A 24,172-nucleotide genomic window follows, 5' to 3' on the forward strand; every position below is an offset into this window, starting at 1 on the left:
CCAGGTAGAGCGGCCACTGGCCGGGTAAGGCGACCACGATGACCGGCGCTACTTGGCGGCAACGACCTCGTTCGCCAGGGCTCCGGCGAGCGCCTTGGCGAGTACGCGGGCTGTCGAGCCGTCCGGTTCGCCGTGGTCGGGGTTGAACTCGGCGAACGTCATCCCGGCGAAGCCCGGGCTCGACACGAACTCCGACAGCGCCGCCATCGCCTCGGTGGTCGTCAGGCCCTTGTTCAGCAGCGGTACGTCGGCGGCGGGCAGGTCGTAGAAGTCGATCACGTCGACGTCGAAGTGCACGACGAAGCGATCCGCGCCGAGTGCCGCGAGCGCCCGGCGCGCCGAGTGCCGCGGATCGGCCCTCACGTCCGCGGCCGGGAATCGAGGACTCGGGACCAGACCGTCCCGATCCTCCTCCGGCTCGTCGAACCCGAAGAAGCACAGCCGTTCCGGGCTCAGCAACGGGCGGCGTGGCCCGAAGCCCGCCAACGCCGAGGCCGTACCCGGCAGGTCGAGCAGGTGCCCGACTCCGAGCCCATCCAGCACGCTCTCGGGATTGTCGGGGTCGTTGATCAGGTCCTGGCCGCCGTCGAAGTACACCAGCGCCACGTTCTCGTCGGCGGCGACCGCGGCGCTGTAGAGCGCGATCGCCAACGTGCACTCGCCGCCGACGACGAGCGGCGTCCTGCCGGCCTCGATGATCTGGGAGATGTGGGCTCGGGCGTCGGACAGAACGTCCAACACCTGGCTCAGGTTGTGCGGCCGGCGCTCGACCGGATGCGGCCTCCATCGCACCACCGGGCGGTCGCCGTAGTCGTCGACCTCGAGCCCGGCCTTGCGCAGAAGCTCCATCAACCCTGCTTGCCGCAACGCCGCTGGCGCCTTCTCCTGCCCCGGCCAGTGCGCCGCCGCGCTCGACGGAACTCCCAACAGTCCCCACGATGTCGTGTTCGCGTTCATGCGTTCCACGTTAGGTGGAGTTCCGGACGATCCGCTTCCGGAGCTGGTGGTTACGTCGAGGGATCCGGCCGTTCGCGCAGGCCTACTCTCCGCAGTTCGGCGAGATCCCGCGGCGCGTGCTCGTCGATCGACTCGAGGCGTTCTTCCAAACCAGGATCGAGATCTCGTCCGTTCCAGGCGAGCAGGTGCAGCATGACAACGACAGCGATCTCACGGTTGTCGGACGGGAACGGCCGGTGCCGGAGTAAGCCCCGCAGGAGAGTCGCGGCCACCTCGGCCAGGTCGTCGGATCGTTCGGCCTCGGCCCGCGCTTCACCCAGGGCGGCCTCGATCGCCTCGAGGTCTGCCTGCGCTACGTTGGCAGCCGCCTTCGCCTCCGCGAGGATGTGGCGTGCCTCGACAAGCGTCGTCTCGGTACGGAACGCCTCGACCCGGGCTTGCCGCCGCGTCAGCTCGACGAGCAAGCGCTCCTTCTCGCTCCCGTCGGGCAATGCGACGACGCGGCGGCGCATCGCACTGAGCTCGTCCAGCTGCTCGTTGTAGGAGCGTCTGCGTTCGGGGACCGGGTCCTCGCCGTCACCCCAGGCGCCGACGATCGCCAGAACCTCAGACCGGTTCGGAAGAAGCATGGCCGCCTCCCTCAGCTGGGCGACCCGAACATATCGCGAAGCGATGAGTACGAGATGTGGGAGACATCTCCGAAATATGGCCATCCCTGTAGGCTGAGGCCTTCCTGTGGTCATGGGGGTGAACACATGGAGTTCCGGCTACTGGGGCCGGTCGAGGTCTGGGCGGACGGTTCGCGGGTCGACGTCGGGGCGGCTCGGGCGCTCAGCGTTCTGGTGGTTCTGTTGGTGGACCTGAACCGCGACGTCGCGCCGGATCGATTGCTGTCGGAGGTCTGGGGCGACGAGACCGGCGCGGCTGTCGGAGCGTTGCACTCGTGCGTGTACCGGTTGCGCCGCGTCCTCGACGGTGCCGAGGCTGGTACCGGAGCTGGCGCCGCGGTGGAGCGTGGGTCCCACGGCTATCGGCTGACGGCGGATCCCGAGGACGTCGATCTGTTCCGGTTCCAGCGACTGGCGGCGTCCGGTCGGGAAGCCCTGTCTGGCGGCGACTGCCTGACCGCGGTGGCGACGTTGCGGTCGGCTTTGGCCTTGTGGCGTGGGGATCCGTTCACGGGCGTTGACCTGCCGTGCGTACGGCAGCACGCCGCCGAGCTGACCGAGCTGCGGCTCGCGGTGACCGAGCAGTGCCTCGCCGCGGAGCTCTCGCTCGGCCGCCACGATGCGGTGGTGAGCGAGTTGGAGACGCTCACCGAGCAGTACCCGTTGCGCGAGCGGTACTGGGAGCTGCGGCTCAGCGCGCTCGCAGGAGCGGGTCGCCAGGCTGAGGCGCTGGCCTCGTACCGGCAGTTGTATCGGCTGCTCGACAAGGAGCTGGGCATCGAGCCGTCCGTTTCGGTGCGGCGGCTGCACGAGCAGATCCTGGGCGGCTTGGGCGATCCCGCGTCGTTGGACGACCATGTGCCGCGGCAGCTTCCGGCGGATCTCAGCTGGTTCGTTGGGCGCAAGGCAGCCTTGACAGAGCTCGACGTCCTGCTCTCGTCGATACGGGTCGCGGTCGTCGCGGGTGCCGCGGGGGTTGGCAAGACGACGTTGACACTGAACTGGGCGCACGGTGTGGCGTCGCGGTTCCCGGATGGGCAGCTGTACGTGAACCTGCGTGGCTTCGACCCTTCGGGACAGCCGCTGTCTTCCGACGCCGCCGTACGCGGATTCCTGCACGCGTTGGGTGTGCGGTCGGAGGTGCTGCCTGCCGACAGCCATGCTCAGCTCGCTCTCTATCGGAGCCTGACGGCCGAGCGACGGCTGCTCGTGGTGGTCGACAACGCGCTGTCCTCGTCCCATGCGGCGCCGCTGTTGCCAGCCGGGCCTTCGTGCCGCGCCGTCGTGACGAGCCGTACGCAGCTGGCCAGCCTGGTGACAGCGAGCGGCGCGCATCCGTTGGCGCTGGAGGTGCTGGAACCGGACGAAGCGCGCGACCTGCTTCGGCAGCGGCTCGACGTACCGGACTCGCCGGTGCTCGACCGGATCGTGTCCTCGTGTGGCCGGCTCCCGTTGGCGTTGGCCATCGTCGCCGCGCGTGCCGCCATCACCCCGCACCGGCCGTTGTCCTTACTGGCTTCGCAGTTGTCCGACGCGGGGCCGACGTTGGACGCGTTCTCCACGGGCGAGCTCGACACGGATCTGCGGGCGGTCTTCCGGTGGTCGTACGACTACCTGGCCGCTCCGGCCGCGCGGGCGTTCCGGCTGCTCAGCGTTCACCCCGGCGCCTCGTTCGGCATCGACACGGCCGCGAGTCTTCTCGGCGAGCCGATCGCCGAATCCCGCCGCCTGCTTGATGATCTGACCCGCGTCCACCTCCTGGAGGAACGCGCGGACGCCCGGTACGCTTTCCACGACCTGCTACGCGTCTACGCCACCGAGCTCGCTGACGCCGACTCGGCGCGCGCCGACGCGTTCCGGCGACTCCTGGACCACTACCTGCACTCCGGTCACTGTGCAGGAACGCTCATCAGCCCGGCGTTCGCCGACCTGCCACCACCTCCTCCCGTTCCGGGCGTCGTCGTCACCGAGCCAACCGATGCCGACTCCGCGCTGGACTGGTACCTGACCGAGCACGACAACCTGGTCCGGATCATCGAGGTCGCCGCGGAGCGCGGGTTCGACGCGCACACGTGGCGGATGACGCACGACGCGATGTTCCACTTCGACCGCCGGCACCTGTGGGCGGATGCCGAACGCTGCCTGCGACTGTCCTTGCCGGCGGCCGAGGCCGATGGCCACCTGGTCGGTTGGGGTCGGACGCACAGCAACCTGGCCCGTACGTGCCTCCAGGTGGACAAGACCGACGAGGTCCCCCACCACGTCGCGCGGGCGGTCGAGCTGCTGGAGGCGGCAGGGTCGCCGGAATGGGCCGGCTTCGCCGAATGGCACCTCACCCACCTCTGCCTCACCCGTTCCGACTATGTGGGCGGACTCGCGTACGCGCGGTCGGTGCTGGAACGATTCGAACGGGCCGGGCACGCACTGGGAATCGGCCGGTCGTACACCACGATCGCCCACTTCCAAGCCCTGCTGGGGAACCACGCCGAAGCGCTCGCCACCGGCATGAAGGCGGTACGTCTCACTCGGGCGAACGACGACGACAACGGATCAGCCCATGCGCTGGATCGCCTCGGCTTCATCTACCTGAAGACCGGTGACTTCGCCCTGTCGAAGAAGCACCTGCGCGCGTCCCTCGAGCTGTTCCGCAAGCTGCGGAACGTGCGCAACGAGGCCGCGGTTCTCGAACGCCTCGGCGACACCCACGAAGCCGCCGACGAGGCCGGCAAAGCCCAACGCCACTGGCAGGAAGCCCTCACCCTCCGACGCAGGCTCGACGGTCTCACCGCGTCCCCGGAGTGATCTGCTGGTTCCCGACCCGCACCCGGAGCGGGTTGACGTCGGGCCAGTCGAGCGTGCTCTGGAAGGCCAGCAGGGAAGCCGAGATGTGGCCAGCGTCCTCGGTGAGGCGCTCCTTGTGTTGGTTCAGGGCCTCGATCATCGCGTCGTAGATGGTGTACGGGGTGTCGCCCTCGACGAACTTGATCTCCTGAGCCGCCAGCTTGCCGATGCCCTTCATCGCCTCGCCGACCGCGGTGGCGATGCCGCCACTCTTCCCGCCGCCGCCACCACCCTGGGTCACGGTCGTGAACAGCTCCACGATCGTCGCCACCCGTTCCCGGCGCTTGGTGTCCTGTTGTTCCTCCTCCTTGCGCAGCGATGCCGTGGTCTGCCGGCAGATCTGCAGCGCACCCTCCCGCGCGGCCGCGACCAGTCGGGCCTGCGCCTGCGCGAGCACCTTCAGGGTGGTCGCCAGTTCGATCTGGCAGTACACCGCGTTCGTGACGTCCTTGCGGTACGTGTCGTAGCTGCTCCCAGCGGGTCCTGTCCACAGGTGCTCGAGATTGAGCGACTCGAGGGTCGTCCCCTGATCCCGGAGCTCGGCCCCGAGAGCGCCGGGAAGGCTCTCCGCGAAGTCGGGGGTGAGGTTGTCGCCCGCGACGTCGGAGACGTCGTCGATGCTGAACCAGGTGTACGGGCCGAACTCGCGTTCCCACGAGTCGGTGAACTTGGCCGCCAGCTCGTCGAGCTCTCCGTCGAGGACCTCGGAGATCATGTTCTCTCGTAGATAGGCGACGATGGCGTCGCCCGCCGCCTGCACGAGGTCGCAGTAGGCCGCGTACAGATCCTGCGCGTAGCTGTCGTCGTTCATCGGGTCACTGCGCTCCGCTCTCGGTGGAGAACTCGTCGGCGGGCATGGATTGCACGCCAACGTCTTCCACTGCCCGATACCTGTCAGCGATCTGTTTGAGCAGGTGCCCTGCCTCGTCGAGGTACTCCGCCGAGGTGGTGAGAACGACGTAGAGGCCGTAGCAGGCGTTCTCCCAGTCCGACGAGAGCGGCGGGCCCCAGTCGTCACGAAAGAGGCCTCTGACTCCTTCGGCGCCCCGGACACCGCCAGCCGTGGACCTCAGCTTCGAGGCCAGGTTGGGCAGTTCGGTGACACCGACGTCCTCGATGGCGTCGATGACGATGGTCGGCATGGGTGGTCTCCTCGGTCGGCCATCCAGGCGGGCTGCCTGGTCGACCAGCAAGGCTTGCACCCGTCACTGACGCGACTCTGACGCGACTTCGACGCAAGTCGGCGCCGGGGATTACGAGGGGCCCGCTCCCTGCCGAAGTCGCACGCTCAGGGCGCCGGTCGAGGGGTCGGTGGCGAACGTCAAGGCCCGGGCCAGGACACCGAGGGCGAGTACGCAGGCGCCCATCTCCAGTGTCTCCTCGACGCTGGTGCCGAGCAGGTAGCGCAGGCTCGCGCCGTGATGTTTGAACCAGCCGTTGGCGGCCTCGACCACGAGCGCGCCGGAGAGGTACAGGATGAGCGCGGTGACGAGTCCGTACCGCAGACCAGGCGGCAGAGACCGTGCCCACAGCACGAACAGCACCAACCCGACCGTGGCGAGGAGAGCACCGGGCAGCACCCAGGCGTACGTCGGCAAGCTGACCGCGTTCGACTGAGCCCACGCGCCGACCGGCTGACCGAGCCGTTCGTGCAGGGAGATCGTCTCGTCGAGGGCGAGAAGGGTGACCGCGACAGCCACCGCCAGCCACGACCGGCGCGCGCCCTTCGGGCCGGTGAGCGCCATCACGAGCAACGCCATCGCGGCGACGCCGAGCAGCAGTGTCGCGTTCCACCAGGCGGCGACGTTGCCCTCACCGCCGACGTCGAAGACCGCCTTGAGCGCCGTGACCCGCTCGAAGTACCGGTCGTACCCCTTGATCACCAGGTCGACGAACAACAGCACAGCGGTGACGCCGGCGACCACGAGCACGCCTGGCGGCGGCAGCCAGCGCGGCCTGTCAGTGTCGACCAGTGGACCTGTAGGTGACGGATCGACCAACCCCCGATGAACCATGCCTCGCGATTCTAGAGCCACCGGGCCCCCACCGCCCGCGCCGGCCAATGAGAGTCGCCTCATGCGGACGTTCCGCGGGGGCCGGTTCGACCGAGCTTCGGAAACCCTTCGGCCCGGAGCCCGACGGTTGGGACTGGGCGTACGGATGGCGCAGACTGTGCGGCGGCGCCGCCTCCAGGGCCGCCGCTACCGAGGGGGATGACGATGATCGGACGACGCGCCCGAACGGTGCTCGCAGCACTGGCGACGCTGCCGTTGATGGCTCTGTTGCTGGTCGGCCTTGGGCAGACCGCCGGGGCGGCGCATCCGTCCGAGGCCTCCAGCGGGTTCGTGCCCGAGCCGGGTTCGGTCGTGACGAAGTGTGGACCGAGCTGGCGTCAGTTCGACCACTGGGTAAGGCGGTGCGGGCAAACCTCTGCCGGCTATGGCCGGACCGGCTACTACCACTCGGACACGAACAAGGGTGTCTGGGACGCGTGGCGGCCGGTCGCCTCCAAGGTCCTCGTCAGGCGGATCGTGCTCTCGACCGACGGTGAGAGGGGATGCTTCTACGCGGCTACGAGGTCATCAATCGCGAGTCCGCCACCTACGCCCGCACCATCTGCGCGCAGAACGGCGCGGGCACAGCTCGGTACGCCTGCACGACCCGTACCTTCCGAGGCTGAACGACCTTCCCCGCTTGGTCATCGGGTTCGACCCGATGACCAAGCGGCGTGGCTCAGAACGTGGCGATCGGGTTGACCGGGCTGCCGGACGTACCGGCGAGGCGCATCGGCGCGAGCGCGAGGTGGAAGTCCCACTGGCCGAGCTCGGCGGCCGTCGTCGCGCAGGCCTCCAGGTCACAGTTGTCGAGCAGCCACAGACCCATCGCGACGAGGCTCACGGCGTGCACGGGCATCAACACGTCCGCGTACCCCGACGGCTGAACGTCCTGCGGGGTGTCGGCGGCGATCACCGCGACCTCCCGTTCGTGCAACCAGGGCAGGCAGGACGCGTGCCAACCGGCCTGCGTGAAACTGAACGTCGCGCCGGCCTCGTGCCGTGCGCGGCCGTAGCCGGTCCGCAGGAAGACCGCATCGCCGGACCGCACCTGGACACCCTGGCGACGCTCGGCCTCCTCGAGATCCTCGGGATGGACGCCCTCCCCCGGCTCCAACCACGGCGCGTCGCGGACCTTCGCGACGTCCAGCAGGACGCCGCGCGTGACGATCCCGTTCGCCGCCGCCGTGACGGCCGCCCACCCCGATCCCGATTCGGCGTCGACCAGCGAGTGCGACCGCCCGTTGTAGATCTTGCCGTCCCAGAAGAGGTGGCACGGCGAGTCGAGGTGGGTGATGGTGTTGCCGTGGTACGCGATGCCCAGCCGCTCGTTCGAGAAGCCCCACCGCCGGTCGGCGTGGAACGCGGGCGGCATGCCCTCGGCCCCCGGCATCTCGACGGCGTACGGGCACACCGTCGTCGACCGCTCCAGTTCCCCCGGCACGGCGATCTCCCACGCGCAGGACACGCTCCTGCCGTGGCGAACGGCCCGCGCAGCGGCCAGCCGAACGTCGTCGGTGATGTGGTTCAGCGTGCCGAGCTCGTCGTCGTCGCCCCACCGCCCCCAGTTCGACAGCGTGTCGAAGTACCCCAGCACGTCGTCCTGAGTGGGCATCGGCCGTCCTGCCGTCATCGCTGCATCGACTCCTCCGGTCACGCGGTTCGAGACACCGCGGGCAGGCTATCCGCCAGCTTCGCGGTGGCTCGAAGCCGGCGGGCTTTGATCCGTCTGGCGCATCGATTCGGCCACTATCTTGCATTGGACGCATCGAGGGTGCTGGCCTAGCGTCGACCTCGTGGAGCAACGATCACTCGGCAGGACCGGACTCAGGGTCACAGAACTGTGCCTCGGCACCATGACGTTCGGAGGCGACACCGACGAGCGGGTCGCCCATCAGATGCTGGACGCGTTCGCCGAAGCGGGTGGCACGTTCATCGACACCGCCAACGGCTATACCGGAGGCGCCTCGGAGGAGATCCTCGGCCGCTGGCTCAAGCGCAGACGGCGAGACGACTTCGTGGTCGCGACGAAGGTCTTCCATCGCGTCGGGCGGGGCGGCAACGACCGGGGGAACGGCCGCAAGCACCTCCTCGCCGCGGTCGAGGCGAGCCTTCGCCGGCTCGACACCGACTATGTCGACCTCTACCAGACCCACGTCTTCGACGAGAACACGCCGCTCGAGGAAACCCTGTCCACGCTGGACAAACTCGTCGCCAGCGGCAAGGTCCGCTTCATCGGTGCGAGCAGCCACAGCGGTTGGCAGCTGCAGAAGTCGATCGATCTGTCCCGCCAGCACGGTTGGGAGCCGTACGTCTGCGTGCAACCGCTCTACAACCTGCTGGACCGCGACACGGAGTGGGAGCTCGTTCCGCTCTGCCAGGAGGAAGGTCTCGGTCTCATCGCCTGGAGCCCGCTGCGGATGGGCATGCTCACCGGGAAGTACCGCCGCGGCATGACCCAACCGTTGCCTCAGACGCGCATCGAACGGTTGGATGACAGCGGCGACTGGGCCTGGTCGCGGTACGCGAACGAGCACACGTGGACGGTCCTCGACACCGTCACCGAGATCGCCAAGGAGACGGGCAAGAGCGTGGCTCAGGTCTCGCTGCGCTGGGTGATGCAACGCCCCGGTGTGACCGCGCCGATCATCGGCGCCCGAACGTTCGCGCACTTCGAGGACAACCTCGGCGTCCTCGGGTGGTCGCTCACCGACGAGCAGCTGAGCCGGCTGAACGCCGTCAGCGAGCCTCGGATCCCACACCCGTACGACGTTCTGCTCTGGGCGCGGACCCTGGCCTAGTCCATCGCGAGGAACCGAGCCAACGGGGTCGACGGGTTGTCCGGGGACCAGACCAGCGCCAGGTCCCACGTGGGCAGCTCGTCGGTCAGCGGTCGGAACACCACGAGCGCGGGATCGATGGGAGGCGGTGGGCCGATCAGGATCGAGATGCCGAGGCCCGCACCCACCAGCGCGACGATCGTCGCCGTGTTGTGGGCGTGATGGATCACGTCCGGTGTGAACCCTGCGTGCGCACACCGCTCGACGATCAGGTCGAAGCCGGTCGAGCCAACTTCCTTGCCATGCAGGATGAACGGCTCGCCTGACAGCTGCGTCAACGCCAGCTTGCGCCGCCGGCTGAGGCGATGCCCGGTCGGCAACGCCACCACCATCGAGTCGCGCGAGAGCACGCGGAACCGCAGACCCGGGTGCGGATCCGCGGCAGGAACCGGCTGCTGTGGGCGGAGCAAGCCCACGTCGAGCTCGTCGTTGGTCAGCGCGGGGAGTTGCTCCAACGTCGTCATCGGTCGAGCGTCCAGTCGCACGTCTGGGCACTCGGCGCGGAACTGCTTGGCCAACCGGGGAAGGGCGTCGTACGTCGCCGACTGGACGAAGCCGAGCCGCACGACGCCGATCTCACCTCGCGCGGCTCGTTGGGCGTGCTGCTTCGCGCTGTCGGTCCGTTCGAGGATCGCGTGAGCCTCGGCCAGGAACGCAATACCGGCCGAGGTGAGCTGGAAGCGGCGGTGAGCACGGCTGAACAGTTCCACGCCGAGCTCGCGTTCCAGTGCGGCGATCTGCCGGCTCAACGTGGGCTGCGCGAGATGCAGGCGACGCGCGGCCCGACCCATGTGCAGGTCCTCGGCCACGGCGACGAACGTACGCAGCTGCTGCAGTTCCACAAGCAACGATGGTGCCACGAGAACGAACGGGGGCCGGCGCGCCCACGCGCTGGCCCCCGTTCCGCTACTTCAGGTGCCAGGCGTTCTCGATCGTCTGCACCAGCTTGTTGCCGCCGCGGTCGGCCGCGGTCACCCGCAGCGTGGCCTCGGTCGCACCGGCCGGGGCCTTCGGCAGCTTCGCCTTCAGCGGCGCGTTCCAGCCGGAGGTGCCGACCGTGCGCCACGTGTTCCCGTCGTACGACACCTCCGCCCGCAGCTGGATCCGGCCCGGCCCACTGGCGCCGGGCTGGTAGCCCGGACGCAGCGTCAGCGCCGCGCCGCCTGCTCGCGACACCGCGTTTTGCAGGTCGACGTCGAGGTCGTACCGCACCTGCAGCAGCGGGAGCACCTTCCGCGTCCGCACGTGCCCGGAGGTGAAGCTCCACACCGACCGCGTCGCCGTCGAGGTGTTCGCCCACGACGCCGGGAGCCGGGTGACGTCGTACCGCAGTTCGTACCGCGCGGACGCCGCCGGCACCGGGAACTTGCCGGCCGACCCGGCGAACGACTCGACCAGCTTGCCGTTGCGGTGCAGCGACAACGTGGACTTGCTCTGCAGGCCACGGTTGTCGTTCCAGCCGTACGTCGTCGCGTCGCCGGAGACGAACGGCGGGATCAGCGCCCGGATCGCGTCCTCGTACCTCGCCACGGGCAGACCGTCCGCCTCACCGCCGACGACGTCCGGGATGCCGGGACGGGTGATCGCGCCCCACACGTCCTGGTGCGCGGTGTCGCCGCGTCCCAGCTCCTGGTTGAGGCCGAACTCGGAGCCGACCCAGTCCCACAGGTCGGCGGTCGTCGAGGTCGACCAGACGCCGGCGTTGACGTAGTCCGTACGGTGCAAGGGCGCCTTGACCTGACGCGTGATCGGGTAGCCGACCGGGTTGCCCTCGACCCACGCCGAGCGCGACTCCGACTTCCCGACCTTCTTCGCGTGCTGGTGGAAGTCGGTGGTGATCGTCGCCATCGGCAGCTTCCGCGCGTCGTAGTTGATCGGCCCGCGGACCTGGCGCTCGACGAACATCAGGTCGTAGCGGTACGTCGAGTCCGACACGCCGGCGAGCTTGGCCTGCCGTTCGCCCTTCACCAGCAGGTCGTACAGGCGGCGGCCGCCCTCGTACTGCACGGTGTAGAAGGGAATCGGACCCTCCCACACGCCGTCGCTCCAGTAGCCGGGAGCGTCCCGCCACAGCAGCATCACCTTGGCGCCCGCCGCGGCGGTCGCCTCGATCTGTGCCCGCGTGTTCTGGTAGCTCGTCCATCGCACGAGTGCGACGGCTCCCGCGACGTTGGCATTGGCGAGCTCCGCCGGCGTCGCCGTACCCGCGTCGACGATGCGCAGCACCGCGTTCCCGACGAAGTGCGTTCCCCACTGTCCGTCCGGAGAGGGCACCTTGAAGCCACCCTCGCCGAGCACGTCGACGCTGAGCAGCGGCTGCTCGAGGTCCCACCGGTGCGTGACCTCGAAGGTGCCGGTCCGCGGCCGGTCGACGTGACCGACGTAGACCTCCTTGGTGGTGCCGCCGAACAGGGTCCAGCCGAGCAGCGCGTGCTTGCCGTTGACACCGCGGTGCCACGCGATGATGAAGGCGTTCGGGTCCGCTTCCTTGGGCGTGGAGAGGTTGACGCGTTCGGCCGTACGGGCGTCGAAGCGTACGGCCGTCGAACCCCGCACCTCGAGCTCCGGCTTGGCGAACAGCGTCATCGACTCCGGGTACTCCTCCTCGTCCTCGGTCGTCGCGAACACCGTGAGCGAGTACCTGCCGTCCGGCACCTGCACGACGGCCTTGCCGGCATCGATCGCGTAGGCCGTCAGCTCCTCCGCGTCGATGCTCTGCACGACCAGGGAGGTCAGGGCACCGTCGGCCGGCCTGCCCAGGCGGTCGGTCACGTCCACCGTGATCGTGTTCAGCTCGCCTTCGACGACCGCGCTGTACGCGGTCTGCACGTTCGTGCCGTTGCTGCTGCGCGCGACGAGCCGGCCGGCGTACGTGCCCGGCCTCGTCCCGTCGACGTCGAGCGCGACCGTCGCGGTCGCGGTCTTGCCGGGCGCGATCTTCAACGTGCTCGGGAAGAACCGCACGCGGGCGTCGGGGTGCCGCCCGTACGCGATGTTCGCGACGTCGGCCGACAGCCTTACCGTGACCTCTCGGTTTCCGGTGTTGGTGTAGCTCAGGGTGCGCTCGGCTTTCGGCCGTTCGGTGCCGGTCCACGCGATCGTGCCGAGCGCGATGGACGGGGTGCCGACCACGTTGCCCTTCAGGGCGGCCGGGATGTCGACGAGCCCGAGACCCTGCTCCGCCGCGGAGGCCTTCGTGCTCGGTCGTGCGCTCGAGATCAGCGCGTTCTTCAGCTGCTGACCGGTCCAGGTGGGGTGCTTCTGCGCGACGATCGCCGCGGCGCCCGCGACGTGGGGCGTGGCCATCGACGTACCGGACAGGCCGGTGTAGTACTCGCTCACGTCGCCGCCGATGTGCGTACCGGCCGCACGGGCGGCGACGATGCCGACGCCTGGTGCGGTCACCTCGGGCTTGACCATGCGGTCACCGAGCCGGGGGCCGCGGCTGGAGAACGGGGCCAGCGCTCCGTCGCGGTCGACCGCGCCGACAGTGAGCGCCGACGTCGCGGCACCGGGGAACGTCACCGTCGTGGCGTTCGGACCGGCGTTGCCGGCGGCGATCACGAACAGCGTCCCGGAGTTCGCCGACATCGTGTCGACGGCCTGGCTGAGCGCGTCGGAGCCGTCGGACGGAACGGCGCCGCCGAGGCTCATGCTGACGATCTTCGCGCCGTTCGCGATGGCCCACTCCATGCCGCCGAGGATCCACGAGTCGTAGCCCGACCCGGTGTTGTCGAGCACCTTGCCGACGAGCAGGCTCGCACCGGGCGCGACGCCCTTGCGTACCTTGCCGTCGGTCGAGGCGGCGCCGGAGCCGGCGATCGTGGAGGCGACGTGCGTCCCGTGTCCCTGGAGGTCCTGGACGGACTCCTCGGGGACGAAGCTCTTCGAGGACTGCACGCTCTTCTTCAGGTCGGGATGCGCCTGGTCGTACCCGGTGTCGAGCACCGCGACCTTCACGCCCTTGCCGTCAAGACCGGCTTGCCAAGCCTTGTCGGCGCCGATCTGCTTCGTGCTCTTGTCCAGCGTCACCTTGACGCGGGCGTCGAGCCAGATCTTGTCGATACCGTTGGCCAGTGTGGGTCGTACCGTCCGGCGGTCGTCGTCGACGGACTCCCAGAACGTCCGGACCTGGCCGTCGAGCGGGGTGACCGCGAGGGTGGCGATCGAGGAGAACGTACGCTGCCGCGCGAGTGCCTTCGGCATCACCGGCGCCTTGCGCGCCCGTGCGTTCGCGGCAGTCGGGGTCAGCAGCAGCGGCAACGTACGGCCGGCGAACCCCTGCTCGACGAGCGAGGTCAGGTTGAACAGCTCGGGGTCGAGACGCCCGGCGGCGAGGTACGGGTAGGCCTCGGCCGGGACCAGGCGCAAGTCGCCCTTGACGAGGCTGGTCTGATAGCCGGCGCTCACCTTGCCTGGCTTTCCGGCCTGCGGGACGAGGGTGGCGGACTGCCGGCCGTCCGGGAGCACCGACAGGCGCGCGACGTCGCCGGTCACGAGCGTGAGCGTGTAGGACTTCGCGCCGGCCGGCGCTGTCTGTTGGGCCGGCGCGGGGTCGGGGGCGGCGTGACCCGCCGGAGCGTTCAGCACGAGGGCGCTGAGCACTCCGACGGAGGCCACGACGGCAAGCGTCGGGCGTAGATGCGGCACAGGTATGGCTCCCCACCAAGCGGATGAACAGGTCCGAAACGTCCAATGTCAATGTCCATCAGCGAAAACCGGTCGGTCCACCACAAAGGTTGTCGACTCAGCGTCATGTCTCAGCTTCGCCACACCGCGGCGCACGTCCGTCAGTCGAGGAGCTCCCCGTCACGGGGGCGAAGGTCGACCTCGTAGATGATCTCCAGGCCGTCCTCGTCGTCCCATTGCTCACCCACCTCGACAAAGCCGTACTGCGAGGCCAACTGGTGAGAGGCATCGTTGTCCGGGCTGATGGTCACCCGCACCGTACGTACCCGTGGCTCGCGAACCGCACGCTGGAGCAGGACCTCCAGCGCCGCCCGGGCGTACCCGCGTCGTCGGTACGCCGGGTCGACCGCATAGCCGATCTCCACCATCCCCGCCGCATCGGGCGGCGCGTGGTAGCCCGCTCGACCGACGGCCAGCTGCTGCCGTTCGTCCCAGATCACCCCGGTCACCCATGCCGCGCTGGCCGGGTCCTCCTCGACCTGCTTGCGGCGCATCTGCCAGACCCCTCGCCACTCCTGGCCGGCGAAGTACGCCGAGAGCGGCACGGGGCTCGCCAGGTTCGCGGCCGGCAGGTCACCGTCGACCAGGGCGCGGAACACCGGCGCAGTCAGGTGCACGATGCGCACGCTCAGCGGGGAACGCCGTTCGAACGGATCGACCTGCTCCTCTGGACTCACCGCGCAAGCATGCCAGCGCCGCGCTAGTCCGGACGGCGTCCCCAGGCCGAGATCAGCGGCGCGAGGGTCAGGTCGAGCTCGCCGGCGTGGATGGCGGCCAGGTGCGCGTCGATCTCGGCGTCGTCGGCCAAACCGGCCGCGAGCAGCTTGCCGCGCACGTGCCGGATCGTCGACTCCTCCAGCCGGTCACAGGCGAGCCCGCCCACCGGGAACGAGCCCGACGCGGCGACCTCGACCAAGCCGGCCTCACGCAGTGCTCGCGGCAGTGTCCGGCCGTAGCGCAGGTCCGCACCGCGGCCCGCCAGCAGCTCCCGGATCGCGTCGCGCAGCCGGTTGGCCCGCCGCTGCGCGGGGCCGCTGTCGTCCAGGCAGGCCAGTGGCTGCAGCGCGGTGTCGGCGTCCTCGACCAACAGCCAGCCGCCGGGCCGTAGCGCTGCCGCCATCGTGGCCAACGCCCGAGCCCGGTCGGGTACGTGGACCAGCACGAGCCGGGCGTGCACCAGGTCGAACGTCCCCGGCTCGGGGGCCGGATCAGCGCCGACGTCGTGCCGGCGTACCTCGTACCCGCCGCCTGCCTTCAGCCACGACGGGTCGAGGTCCGTGGCCAGGACGTGCCCGGTCGGACCGACGGCCGCCGCGAGCGCCTCCGGGATGCTGGGGCCACCGGCCCCCACCTCCCAGCAACGCGAGCCAGCCCCGACCCCCAGCCGTTCGAAGTGCCCGCGCGTGACACCGTCGAACAGCTCAGCCAGCCACACGAACCGCTCGCCCGCCTCGGCGCGCGCGTTGTCCAGCAGATACCCGCCGTGCGGCGGACGGGGCGAGGAGGTCATCGCCCTATGGTCGACCTCGTAGGCCACGCGCGCCATGACGACGGGAGATGGGACATCTCACACAGCCAGCGGGCGAACCTCGGCCGCGGCTTGGCCACCTGGCCGATGTTCTCTTCGCGCGAACAGCGCGATGCTCCTACTCCGGCCCAACGAAGCTCTGAAGGAGTCACATGAGCAAGGTGATCGCCGACATCTCGATGTCGCTGGACGGCTATGTCACCGCACCAGCTCCGGACCAGGACCACGGCCTCGGCGTCGGCGTCGGCGGTGACGCGATCCACGCGTGGGTGCTCGAGGAGCCCCGTTCTGCCGTTGACGAGGAGGTGCTGGCGAGCAGCTTCGCGGCGACCGGCGCGGTGGTGTTGGGGCGGCGACTGTACGACATCGTGGACGGACCGAACGGCTGGAGCGACGACGTCGGGTACGGCTACGACCAGGACCAGTCGGCCGCGCCTCCGTGCTTCGTCGTCACCCACGTACCGCCCATCTCGGTGCGGCTCGCGTCGAGGTTCGCTTCGTGACCGAAGGCGTCGAGGCCGCCGTCGAGCAGGCCAAGGCGGCCGCGGGCGACAAGGACGTCGTCATCATGGGCGGGGCGAACGTCATCGACCAATGCCTGGCGGCGAGGCTGGTCGACGAGCTCCGCATTCATCTGTCTCCGCTGGTACTCGGCGGCGGCACGCGACTGTTCGAGGTCGCCGGCCGCACCACACTGGTCCAGCGGACCGTCACCGAGTCGCCGCGGGCGACGCACCTCACCTACGACGTCGCCAAGGACTGAGCAGTCGTCCGATCCCCCTCCTGAGGAGTTTCTCGTGCGTTCTCTCATTCTCCGCAACAGCCTGTCCCTCGACGGCTACGCCGCACCCCCAACCAACGTGCCCGAAGACTTCTTCCTGGAGTACGACGAAGACGAGGAGTTCGTCGCGCACATGACCGAAGTGCTCGGCAGCGCCGGCGTGCACGCGATGGGTGCCCAGGCGTACCGCGAGATGGCGGGACACTGGCCGTACACCGACGGCCCCGAGGCCGACGCGATGAACAGGATCCCGAAGGTCGTCTTCTCCCGCAGCCCGATCGACACCCCGTGGGAGAAGACCACGGTCTGCTCCGGAGACCTCGCCACCGAGATCGCGGCCCTCAAGGCGCAGGACGGCGGCCCGATCCTCGCCCACGGTGGCGTACGGTTCGCCCAAGCACTCGTCCAGGCCGATCTCGTCGACGAGTACCACCTGCTGATCAACCCCATCGCCCACGGCGGCGGCCGCCCGCTGTTCACCCAGTCCACGAAGCTGAAGCTGGTCGACGTGAAATCGTTCCCACGAGGCAACCTCGCACTGACGTACAGACCCGCGTCCTGAGGCAGGAGAAGGCATGCAACCCGACGTGCTGGCCAAGCACCTGATCGACAGCAACCGCTACATGGTCCTCGGAACCGTGGACCCAGACGGCCGCCCCCGGGTGTCGCCGGTGTACTTCTCGCCGGACGGCTACTCGACCGTCTACTGGGTGTCGTCGGTCGAGTCACACCACTCGCAGAACCTCGCCGAGCGGCCCGAAGTCAGCATGGTCGTCTTCGACTCAGCGGCAGAGATCGGCAGCGGCCAGGCGGTCTACCTGATCGCGCGGGCAGAGGTCGTCCCGGACGAGGAGTTGCATGGCTGTCTCGACGCCGTGACGTGGACACGGTTCCCCGGACTCAGACAGTTCACCGCGGCAGAACTGAGTGCCCCCGAGAAGTGGCGCCTCTACCGAGCCCAGGTCAGCGAACACTCCATCCACATCCCCGGCCGCCACCCCCAATACGGCACAGGCACTGACCGTCGCATGACCGTGGACCTCAGCTGACGCCAGCCCACTGCAAGACACTGAATGTACCCAGGTCCGCCGATGCGAAGCAGGAACCAGCCAGCCCACGCTCGACGTCCTTCCGCCTCTAGCTCGAGGCCCTCGACCAACTCGTCCCCGACGAACAAGCCCACGTCAGCGCCCTGATCGAAGGCGCACTCCTACGCCACGACGCTCGCCAACACCTCACCGGACAAGCCAGCTGAACACGATGACGCCCCCACTTCGGCAGGTGCGTGCTGTTTTCGACCAAAGCACCATCACTGTCTACCAGGCTTACTCACCGGCGATCGCGGCTCCCGCAGTTGCCGCCAAGACGTTCGTCGCGCCGTTCAAGCTCGAACGAATGACGTGGATCAAGCCTTCATTCCTCTGGATGATGTACCGCTCCGGCTGGGGCGCCAAGGGCGGACAAGAGCGCATTCTGTCGATCCGAATCACCCGGGCCGGGTTCGAGGAGGCGCTCTCACTCGCCTGCCTCAGCCACTTCGACCCCGATGTCTACGCGGACTATGAGACCTGGGTGGAGCGCAAGCTCACCAGCCCCGTACGGGTGCAGTGGGACCCAGAACGAAGCACCGCCCTCCAGCCGCTCCCGTGGCGCTCCCTACAAGTCGGGCTCGGCGGCGTCGCCGCTCGCCGGTACGTCAACGACTGGGTCACCGACATCACCGACATCACCGACATCACCGAGCACGCTCACGACCTTCGCCATCTCGCAAGGCAGGCATCGGACCTGCTCCCGCCCGAGATGCCCTACCCTCTGCCACCCAACATCGCTACAAACATCGGCGCAGCGATCTGACCGTCAGCTGAGTGTTTGCTTCATGTCTACGGTGATCGCACCTGCAGCTCGGAGCAACCATTCGAATGCGCCCAACGGCGCAGGCCAGCCCAATACCTCGACCCAGACGCTGGCAGAGCCTTCCTCCTTGACCAACGCATCCCACCAGTACCACTGTCGTTCCTCCGGCTGGAGCCAGTGCAACCAATCGGCGACGCTCCACGGCCTCTCCCGAGCCGCACGCTCCCTGGCGTCGGGATCCAACGCGCGCCAGCAGGCCAACCATGCGGCCGCCTCTTCAGAAGACTGCTCGGGTGCGCATGCATCGAGGAACCACGTCGGCAACAGACCAGCCCACGCGGCCTCGGAGACAAGCTCTTCAGCAGTCATCGAAACGACAACGAGTAAGACCTCCTTGGCTCGAGATACGACATCGTCGGCGCTAACCGTGGAAGTCAACACGACTTCAATGAGTCCGCTGCCACCAGGCAGCTCACCAGCACGAGGCCCGTGATTGAGATGTCGCCGTTCCTCAGGCGGGATCAACAGCCACTCCCCGGAATGATGACGCTACAGGGCCCCGAACTCCGACAGGTCGCGGATGAACGCGACGGCTCGCAGCCGTAGATCGCCACGCGCTCGTGCCGCGTCCAGACCTCGTAGTAGGTGGCCGGCGCGTCGTCCAACGTGAGGCCTCGTGCACCTCGAGCCTGCCACCAGAACGCCGTTCGCGCCTTCATCAAGGCGCTCGCCTGCGCCACCTGGTCCGACACTTCAATGCCAGACAACCGTCAATTACCACGCAGCGACGGTTCATAGCTCCGTCGGCCGGTAGGCAACTGCCCTCTCGACAACCTCTTCGGCACTGGGCTCGTGGTCGAACTCCTCATCCCAGTAGTAGATGAGGCCGGACGCGTTCGGATGCGGAACGGCGGCCTCGAACGCAGCCACGTCGTTGTCGGCCTCGGCCTCGCTCTGGTAGTCGCCCGAGATGAGCCTGCGGACGAGAGCAATGAGGCGGTCGCGCTCGGGACTCATCGTCGTCCACCTCCGTAGTGATATCTGGGATCGAGGATCTCGGCGTGGTACCGCGGAGTCGAGACGACGATGTTGTCGAGGTCGAACTCCCCACCACCACGTGATCGCGGGGTCACGTGATGCAGTTCATATCGCAACCGCCCGCCATACCTCTGACCGGGGTGGACGAACGGCGCAAGACCCTGGCTCATCTGCCGCTGGTTGCTCGCCGAGAACTGCCCGGCCAGCGCCGGGTCCGCGCTGACGGCCCTCCAGAACTCGCCTCGGAACTCTTTCCATGAGTTGAACTTACGTCCGCTCAGAGCGGTGTTAACCGAATCCGGAACGCGACCAGCGTTACCGTGTGTACCACGTAACCAAGGTTTTGTCGCAGCGCCGGCTTCGGGTGCGCGTTTGGGTGTCTTGCCAAGGAGGCGGCCGAAGTAATCCCTCAGTACACTGAAGAAGCCTCCGGAGCTGACTTCGCTGGGGATCCTGCCGAGACTTCCGCCGCCGCCGCACATTCCCAACATGCGCAAGCCGCAGCTGGTTGGGGCGACAGCGAGAAGGTCGGCGTCGCTACCAGTGCTGCTGTTGCGGATCCAATCTAGTAGAGACCTGGTTATGGAACTGAAATCAGCGATAGCCGCTGGGAGGCGGGCGGTCCTGGTGCCGCCGGTGCTGTGGCGATCGCCTCGATGCCGGCTGCCGGCGTTCCCGCCGCCGTTGTTGCTTCGCTGTTCCTCTGGCGTGGGTCCGCCGGAGGCGCTCCAACCTCCCGGTTCAGTGGAGCGTGAGCCGCAGTCAACACAGCCGTCCTCTTCGGTCATCGGCCTCAGGCCTGTGGGGTCGGACAGGGTGGTGGGGTTGTTGCTCGCGTAGTTGTAGGCGTTCAACGACTGCAGGTCGGCCGGGTCCAGCACCGGGTCGACGGAGACGAACAGGCCGGTGTAGGGGTCGTAGTCGCGAGCGCCGAGGTGTGTGAGGTCGGTGTGGTTGTCGGTTTCTCCGCCGACGAAGCCACGGGTGGACGGCCAGGTGGCGGGGCGGTGCGGGGGCGGCCGTACGGGTTCTCGCGGCGCCGAGTGACCGTGTGGGTATCGGCCTGGACCGTGATCAGCGGGGTGTCGTGTTGATCGGTGATCAGCCAGTTCCGCCCCGTACCGGTCGGCCGGACCATGACGTCTTCCCACCGAACCCGGCAGTACCGCACACCGAACAACGCGCCAGCAGACGACCGGTGCAGCTCGGTATCACCGAGGTAGAGGATCGTCTCGGTCGGGTCACGACGGGATCAGCAGGCTCCCATTGGCGTCGTACACCTGTGTCGAGGTCGACCCACCCTCGGTCACGGTAGGTGCGTCGTGCCGCGCTCGACATCAATCTGGATCTAGGCAGAGTCCTTCCACAAGGGGTGACCGGGTGGCCAAGAACTCGCGGGCGTCGACACAGCCAAGGTCGACGGAGCCGTGCGCTCAATTGGTACCCCGCCTGCGCGCCGAAGTGTCGAAGCCCTGTTCCCTCGAATCGGAAGGTAGGGCTTAGTCATCGGACACCCCACCGGTACTCAACTCGCAGTCGATCGAGCTGCTGCGCGGCCTCCTCGTTCGGGTCGAGTTCCTCCGACTCTATAACAATCCCCTCCGAGTTGAATCGGCGTGCCAGAAGGCAGATCCCATACTCGTAATTGGCTTCAGCCACTATACGGCCGCTTTCGTCGAACTCACGGCTAGTGCCGTGCAGGACTCCCTGAACGTAGTGCGACTCGCCCTGCAGGAGCCCCGACGGGTACCAGTCCCTTGCAGGACCCTCTTGAACGCCTTCGCGGTAGCTGACCTCCGATCTCCCAAGGTCCGGCGACTCCTCGTAGGCAACGCCTGTGAAAGCTTGCCCATTGAGCTTGGTCACCAAGTCTGCATCGTAGTCCAATTCCGAATCGCGAACGATCGGCGAATTGTTCATCGTACTAGGTCCTCAGCTCCCTTGAGAAGGCTCGAGCAGTTGGGACACATTATAATCGGGCTCCCCTGACCCGTGCCCCGGAGGCGCACGCTGTAGAGCGAGAAGTCCGAAATAGACGATCCTTGGCGCGCGAGGAGTCCTGCGCTGACAGCATAGATTTCCGCATGGGCGCCGGGTACGCCTTTTCCAGCTGCTGCAGGCCCGCGGAAATTGTTGAGTGCTGTCCCGAGCTCGGGGTGCAATGGCCGTGGGATGCCAGTGTTCTGTCCAAAGAAGACCTGGCCGGTCTGACGGTCCATCGCACCGGATAGAACTGGCCCACGTCGCCGATTCGACTGCGAGCCGATCATCCGCGCAGCCTCGGCATCGACTCTCCCGTCGAGATACCCGGCGACGCCACGCTTGCCACATTGACGCCTAGCTTTGCGCTCAATCCTGCCGCTCCAGCGACCGGGATCGGTGGGCCTAGGTCCTCGGCGATCTGGAATTCGCCAGCTCGCGTGTTTACACCGTGCTGGGCGAAGAGATCCCGCATAGGCATTGCGGGATCCCAACCGAACATCATGGCGCCCGCGCCGAACGGCCCGGCAGTCGCCAAGGTCAAGACTCCAAAGGTTCCTGTCGCCATGCCGGCGCCGGCGTTCCTTACCTTTTCCTTTCCAGATCTCGTACTGAACGTCGACTTGTTCGCCGCTCGGGTGACCTTGCTCGGGCCGCCCGAGGCCTCCAGCGGATGGTCACGCACGTACCTTTCGTACGCCTGCATACCGGCCTCATGGGCATACGGGCTCCCACCGCCGAGGTAGCCCTCGTAGTCGGCGTTCATGAGGCCGCTGGGGTCGGAGAAGGTGGCGGGGTTGTTGCGTCCATAGCTGTAGGCGTTAAGAGACTGAAGATCCGTGACGTCGTTGATGGGATCCACCGACATGAAGAGGCCGGTATATGGGTCGTAGGAGTGCCAGTACGGTGCCGGCCCGCCAAGACCCGCCAATGTGGGTGTGTCGGCGCAGCTGCCGGTGGCGGTGCGGGTCCAGGCGTTGGTCAACCGGCGGTGCCCGTCGTAGCGATAGCACTCGAAGTCATCTGCGGTCGCCGGGTCGGCGTACTCGCTGGCAGCAATGACATTGCCGACCTCGTCGTAGGCGTAGCGGCGATCGGCAATGACGGGCAGATTCGTCGGATCGACCGAGACCCGCGTCAGCCGACGGGTGCCGGTCTCATACTCCATCCCCATCCCCGGCTGCCACTTCACCACCGGCCCGCCACCTCACCACGGCCGCAGGTCGGCACCACCGATCCTCGCCGTTCCTGCATCGCGCCGCCGGCTGCCATCACTCCCATCCTCTTTGCCATCGCCCCCTTGGGGGCGTACTGTCCCCTGTCGCTTTGCTCAACTGTGCTTGGGCAATCGGCTGGTCGGGCTGTGGCGGCGGTCGAGTGTGGTGGCCGGTCCGGGGCGCGTCAAGGGCGTCGCGGCGGCTTCGCAGACGGGGCGACGTCGCTACGCGACTGCTACGCAGCCCTTGACTCGCCCCGGCCCGGCCACCAGTTTCATACGCGCCGCCCCCGCCCCCGGAACAGTTCCCCGGGACAGGCCTGCCTGCGCCTTGGGTCTGTGGCCGTGTTGCGGTCTCTTGTGGAGCCCCCGGTCTCTTGTAGTTTCGATGAAGCCGGGGATTGCCCTTGCTGGGTTGGGCATTAAGCCGATCCGGCTGGTAGAATTCTGCTATGGAATCGACCACCTGCTCGAACACCACCGGCACCGCCGATGGTGTGTCGGCGTGGTCGATGTCCGATGACCAACTCACCACCGCACTCCTCGACAACGCCACCCAGCTGAACCAGCTCCAAGGCCGCCAGCTCGAACTCATCCGCGAAGCCGACTCCCGCAACCTCGCCGTCACCGCCGGTGCCGCGAACACCGCGCAGTGGGTCGCCGGCAAGCTCCGGGTCCCGACGGCCGAGGCGGGGGCGATGGTGAAACTGGCCTCTCATCTCGACGCCGAGTTGCCCGCCACCGCGCAAGCGTTGGCAGATGGCCACCTGTCTGTAGGTCACGCGCGGGTGATCTCCCGGGTGGTGCAGATGCTGCCCTCCCACATCGCCACCCCGGAACTCCGCTCCGAGGTGGAGGCGACCCTGCTGAAGAATGCCGCCATCTTCGACCCCAAAGTCTTGTCGAAGGTCGGGAACAGGCTCTTGGAGACCGTCGCGCCGGACCTGGCTGACCAGGTCCTGGAGTTGAAGCTCAAACAGGAAGAGGCCAGCGCCGAACGGGATCGGTTCCTGCGTATGTCCTTCGACGAGACGTCGGGCACGTGGCGGGTCACCGCCCGGCTCCCCAAACTCGTCGGGGAACGCCTCAAGCTGGTTCTCGACCCGCTGGCGGCGCCGCAGCCCGGACCCGACGGACGTGACACCCGCCTCCCCGAACAGCGCAACGTCGACGCATTGGATGAGGCCTGCCGCCGACTCCTCGCCGAGCGGCTCGTTCCCTCCCACGGTGGGAACCCGACCCAGGTGGTGGTGACCGTCACCCGCACGGGTGGGCGGACTCTGCACACCGGGATCGAACTGTCCCGCAAACTCGTCGACCAACTCATGTGCGAAGCAGACCTCACCTACCTGGTCAAGCCCGAGGACCAGCCCGGCAGAGTCACACTGCTGACCGACACCCAACAGCGACTCTTCCAAGGCAAACTGCGCCGGCTGCTCGAGCTCCGAGACGGCGGCTGCGCGTTCCCCGGCTGCGACCGCCCACCCGGCTGGTGCCACGCCCACCACGTCACCCCCTGGAGCAAAGGCGGACCCACCACCCGCGACAACGGGGTCCTACTCTGCGGCTACCACCACCGCCTCATCCACCAAGGCGCCTGGCAAGTCCGCATCGCACTCGACGGGTTACCCGAGTTCTTACCCCCCGACTGGATCGACCCCCACCAACAACCACTCCGCCACCACCGCCTCACCCCAGCCGCCTAGAGCGGCGGCCGGGGCCAGCG

General features: G+C 68.0%; 24 protein-coding genes. 8 read left to right on the top strand and 16 right to left on the bottom strand.

Features of this window, described 5'->3' with window-relative positions; all coding sequences use genetic code 11:
- Positions 1-48: 48 nt before the first annotated feature.
- Entirely contained in the window at positions 49-957 is a 909-nt protein-coding gene (locus JOD67_RS28575) for an arginase family protein (protein ID WP_205120797.1), read from the bottom strand.
- Positions 958-1,007: 50 nt separating this feature from the next.
- A complete protein-coding gene (locus tag JOD67_RS28580; protein ID WP_205120798.1) occupies positions 1,008-1,586 on the bottom strand; it encodes a hypothetical protein in 579 nt (192 codons plus the stop codon).
- Positions 1,587-1,712: 126 nt separating this feature from the next.
- Between JOD67_RS28580 and JOD67_RS28585 the strand changes: the two genes are divergently transcribed.
- Positions 1,713-4,427 carry an AfsR/SARP family transcriptional regulator gene (locus JOD67_RS28585; protein ID WP_205120799.1) on the top strand — a complete coding sequence of 905 codons (2,715 nt, stop codon included), beginning with the start codon at positions 1,713-1,715 and terminating at the stop codon, positions 4,425-4,427.
- On the opposite strand, the gene JOD67_RS28590 is transcribed toward JOD67_RS28585, so the two are convergent.
- The 4 genes from JOD67_RS28590 to JOD67_RS28605 all read right to left on the bottom strand — a co-directional run bounded on the left by JOD67_RS28590 (position 4,408) and on the right by JOD67_RS28605 (position 8,153).
- Positions 4,408-5,277, bottom strand: coding sequence for a hypothetical protein (locus JOD67_RS28590; protein WP_205120800.1), 870 nt, complete (start codon positions 5,275-5,277; stop codon positions 4,408-4,410). The two genes, JOD67_RS28585 and JOD67_RS28590, sit on opposite strands and share 20 nt — an antisense overlap.
- A 4-nt stretch (positions 5,278-5,281) precedes the next feature.
- Positions 5,282-5,608 (bottom strand): hypothetical protein, encoded by a 327-nt coding sequence (locus JOD67_RS28595; RefSeq protein ID WP_205120801.1) that lies wholly within the window; start codon positions 5,606-5,608, stop codon positions 5,282-5,284.
- Between the two features lie 111 nt (positions 5,609-5,719).
- The gene (locus JOD67_RS28600) at positions 5,720-6,481 is read right to left on the bottom strand and encodes a DUF8692 domain-containing protein (RefSeq protein ID WP_205120802.1); all 762 of its coding nucleotides are present in this window, start codon (positions 6,479-6,481) and stop codon (positions 5,720-5,722) included.
- A 718-nt stretch (positions 6,482-7,199) separates the two neighbouring features.
- On the bottom strand, positions 7,200-8,153 hold the full coding sequence (locus JOD67_RS28605; RefSeq protein WP_205120803.1) for a cyclase family protein: 954 nt from the start codon (positions 8,151-8,153) through the stop codon (positions 7,200-7,202).
- 163 nt (positions 8,154-8,316) lie between these two features.
- Between JOD67_RS28605 and JOD67_RS28610 the strand changes: the two genes are divergently transcribed.
- Positions 8,317-9,321 (top strand): aldo/keto reductase, encoded by a 1,005-nt coding sequence (locus JOD67_RS28610; protein ID WP_205120804.1) that lies wholly within the window; start codon positions 8,317-8,319, stop codon positions 9,319-9,321.
- Here JOD67_RS28610 and JOD67_RS28615 read toward each other — a convergent pair.
- The 4 genes from JOD67_RS28615 to JOD67_RS28630 form a co-directional block, all read right to left on the bottom strand.
- Positions 9,318-10,202 (bottom strand): LysR substrate-binding domain-containing protein, encoded by an 885-nt coding sequence (locus tag JOD67_RS28615; RefSeq protein ID WP_205120805.1) that lies wholly within the window; start codon positions 10,200-10,202, stop codon positions 9,318-9,320. The two genes, JOD67_RS28610 and JOD67_RS28615, sit on opposite strands and share 4 nt — an antisense overlap.
- A 64-nt stretch (positions 10,203-10,266) precedes the next feature.
- The gene (locus tag JOD67_RS28620) at positions 10,267-13,980 is read right to left on the bottom strand and encodes a S8 family peptidase (protein WP_205120806.1); all 3,714 of its coding nucleotides are present in this window, start codon (positions 13,978-13,980) and stop codon (positions 10,267-10,269) included.
- A 170-nt stretch (positions 13,981-14,150) separates the two neighbouring features.
- Positions 14,151-14,726, bottom strand: coding sequence for a GNAT family N-acetyltransferase (locus tag JOD67_RS28625; protein ID WP_205120807.1), 576 nt, complete (start codon positions 14,724-14,726; stop codon positions 14,151-14,153).
- Positions 14,727-14,749: 23 nt separating this feature from the next.
- Positions 14,750-15,559, bottom strand: coding sequence for a methyltransferase domain-containing protein (locus JOD67_RS28630; protein WP_205120808.1), 810 nt, complete (start codon positions 15,557-15,559; stop codon positions 14,750-14,752).
- Positions 15,560-15,729: 170 nt separating this feature from the next.
- Here JOD67_RS28630 and JOD67_RS28635 point away from each other — a divergent pair, with 170 nt between their 5' ends.
- From JOD67_RS28635 to JOD67_RS28655, 5 genes are all read left to right on the top strand, one after another.
- Positions 15,730-16,080 carry a dihydrofolate reductase family protein gene (locus JOD67_RS28635; protein WP_205120809.1) on the top strand — a complete coding sequence of 117 codons (351 nt, stop codon included), beginning with the start codon at positions 15,730-15,732 and terminating at the stop codon, positions 16,078-16,080.
- Positions 16,077-16,340 (top strand): dihydrofolate reductase family protein, encoded by a 264-nt coding sequence (locus tag JOD67_RS28640; protein ID WP_205120810.1) that lies wholly within the window; start codon positions 16,077-16,079, stop codon positions 16,338-16,340. The genes JOD67_RS28635 and JOD67_RS28640 overlap by 4 nt, the downstream gene beginning before the upstream one ends.
- A 34-nt stretch (positions 16,341-16,374) precedes the next feature.
- Positions 16,375-16,920 carry a dihydrofolate reductase family protein gene (locus JOD67_RS28645; protein WP_205120811.1) on the top strand — a complete coding sequence of 182 codons (546 nt, stop codon included), beginning with the start codon at positions 16,375-16,377 and terminating at the stop codon, positions 16,918-16,920.
- A 13-nt stretch (positions 16,921-16,933) separates the two neighbouring features.
- Entirely contained in the window at positions 16,934-17,407 is a 474-nt protein-coding gene (locus JOD67_RS28650) for a pyridoxamine 5'-phosphate oxidase family protein (RefSeq protein WP_205120812.1), read from the top strand.
- A 232-nt stretch (positions 17,408-17,639) separates the two neighbouring features.
- The gene (locus tag JOD67_RS28655) at positions 17,640-18,212 is read left to right on the top strand and encodes a DUF4291 domain-containing protein (protein ID WP_307782586.1); all 573 of its coding nucleotides are present in this window, start codon (positions 17,640-17,642) and stop codon (positions 18,210-18,212) included.
- Positions 18,213-18,215: 3 nt separating this feature from the next.
- Here JOD67_RS28655 and JOD67_RS28660 read toward each other — a convergent pair whose 3' ends face one another.
- The 6 genes from JOD67_RS28660 to JOD67_RS40505 all read right to left on the bottom strand — a co-directional run bounded on the left by JOD67_RS28660 (position 18,216) and on the right by JOD67_RS40505 (position 22,425).
- Positions 18,216-18,737: a hypothetical protein gene (locus tag JOD67_RS28660; protein WP_205120814.1), complete on the bottom strand. Its 522-nt coding sequence runs from the start codon at positions 18,735-18,737 to the stop codon at positions 18,216-18,218.
- A 267-nt stretch (positions 18,738-19,004) separates the two neighbouring features.
- Positions 19,005-19,229 carry a bacteriocin immunity protein gene (locus tag JOD67_RS28665; RefSeq protein WP_205120815.1) on the bottom strand — a complete coding sequence of 75 codons (225 nt, stop codon included), beginning with the start codon at positions 19,227-19,229 and terminating at the stop codon, positions 19,005-19,007.
- On the bottom strand, positions 19,226-20,401 hold the full coding sequence (locus JOD67_RS42480; protein WP_205120816.1) for a pyocin-S2/colicin E7-DNase domain-containing protein: 1,176 nt from the start codon (positions 20,399-20,401) through the stop codon (positions 19,226-19,228). The genes JOD67_RS28665 and JOD67_RS42480 overlap by 4 nt, the downstream gene beginning before the upstream one ends.
- A gap of 352 nt (positions 20,402-20,753) precedes the next feature.
- Positions 20,754-21,119 (bottom strand): toxin-antitoxin system YwqK family antitoxin, encoded by a 366-nt coding sequence (locus JOD67_RS28675; protein WP_205120817.1) that lies wholly within the window; start codon positions 21,117-21,119, stop codon positions 20,754-20,756.
- 47 nt (positions 21,120-21,166) lie between these two features.
- Positions 21,167-21,520: a YwqJ-related putative deaminase gene (locus JOD67_RS42485; protein ID WP_205120818.1), complete on the bottom strand. Its 354-nt coding sequence runs from the start codon at positions 21,518-21,520 to the stop codon at positions 21,167-21,169.
- Positions 21,517-22,425, bottom strand: coding sequence for an RHS repeat-associated core domain-containing protein (locus JOD67_RS40505; RefSeq protein ID WP_205120819.1), 909 nt, complete (start codon positions 22,423-22,425; stop codon positions 21,517-21,519). The genes JOD67_RS42485 and JOD67_RS40505 overlap by 4 nt, the downstream gene beginning before the upstream one ends.
- Positions 22,426-22,898: 473 nt before the next feature.
- Between JOD67_RS40505 and JOD67_RS28690 the strand changes: the two genes are divergently transcribed.
- Positions 22,899-24,152, top strand: coding sequence for an HNH endonuclease signature motif containing protein (locus JOD67_RS28690; RefSeq protein ID WP_205120820.1), 1,254 nt, complete (start codon positions 22,899-22,901; stop codon positions 24,150-24,152).
- Positions 24,153-24,172 lie beyond the last annotated feature (20 nt).

Source organism: Tenggerimyces flavus (genome assembly GCF_016907715.1).
In the GTDB taxonomy this organism is placed as follows: domain Bacteria; phylum Actinomycetota; class Actinomycetes; order Propionibacteriales; family Actinopolymorphaceae; genus Tenggerimyces; species Tenggerimyces flavus.

Bases quoted from the DNA above. Each gene is read 5' to 3' on its own strand.
- JOD67_RS28575 (WP_205120797.1), bottom strand. From the start codon at position 957: ATGAACGCGAACACGACATCGTGGGGACTGTTGGGAGTTCCGTCGAGC.
- JOD67_RS28580 (WP_205120798.1), bottom strand. From the start codon at position 1,586: ATGCTTCTTCCGAACCGGTCTGAGGTTCTGGCGATCGTCGGCGCCTGG.
- JOD67_RS28585 (WP_205120799.1), top strand. From the start codon at position 1,713: ATGGAGTTCCGGCTACTGGGGCCGGTCGAGGTCTGGGCGGACGGTTCG.
- JOD67_RS28590 (WP_205120800.1), bottom strand. From the start codon at position 5,277: ATGAACGACGACAGCTACGCGCAGGATCTGTACGCGGCCTACTGCGAC.
- JOD67_RS28595 (WP_205120801.1), bottom strand. From the start codon at position 5,608: ATGCCGACCATCGTCATCGACGCCATCGAGGACGTCGGTGTCACCGAA.
- JOD67_RS28600 (WP_205120802.1), bottom strand. From the start codon at position 6,481: ATGGTTCATCGGGGGTTGGTCGATCCGTCACCTACAGGTCCACTGGTC.
- JOD67_RS28605 (WP_205120803.1), bottom strand. From the start codon at position 8,153: ATGACGGCAGGACGGCCGATGCCCACTCAGGACGACGTGCTGGGGTAC.
- JOD67_RS28630 (WP_205120808.1), bottom strand. From the start codon at position 15,559: ATGACCTCCTCGCCCCGTCCGCCGCACGGCGGGTATCTGCTGGACAAC.
- JOD67_RS28635 (WP_205120809.1), top strand. From the start codon at position 15,730: ATGAGCAAGGTGATCGCCGACATCTCGATGTCGCTGGACGGCTATGTC.
- JOD67_RS28650 (WP_205120812.1), top strand. From the start codon at position 16,934: ATGCAACCCGACGTGCTGGCCAAGCACCTGATCGACAGCAACCGCTAC.
- JOD67_RS28665 (WP_205120815.1), bottom strand. From the start codon at position 19,229: ATGAGTCCCGAGCGCGACCGCCTCATTGCTCTCGTCCGCAGGCTCATC.
- JOD67_RS42485 (WP_205120818.1), bottom strand. From the start codon at position 21,520: ATGATCGGCTCGCAGTCGAATCGGCGACGTGGGCCAGTTCTATCCGGT.
- JOD67_RS28690 (WP_205120820.1), top strand. From the start codon at position 22,899: ATGGAATCGACCACCTGCTCGAACACCACCGGCACCGCCGATGGTGTG.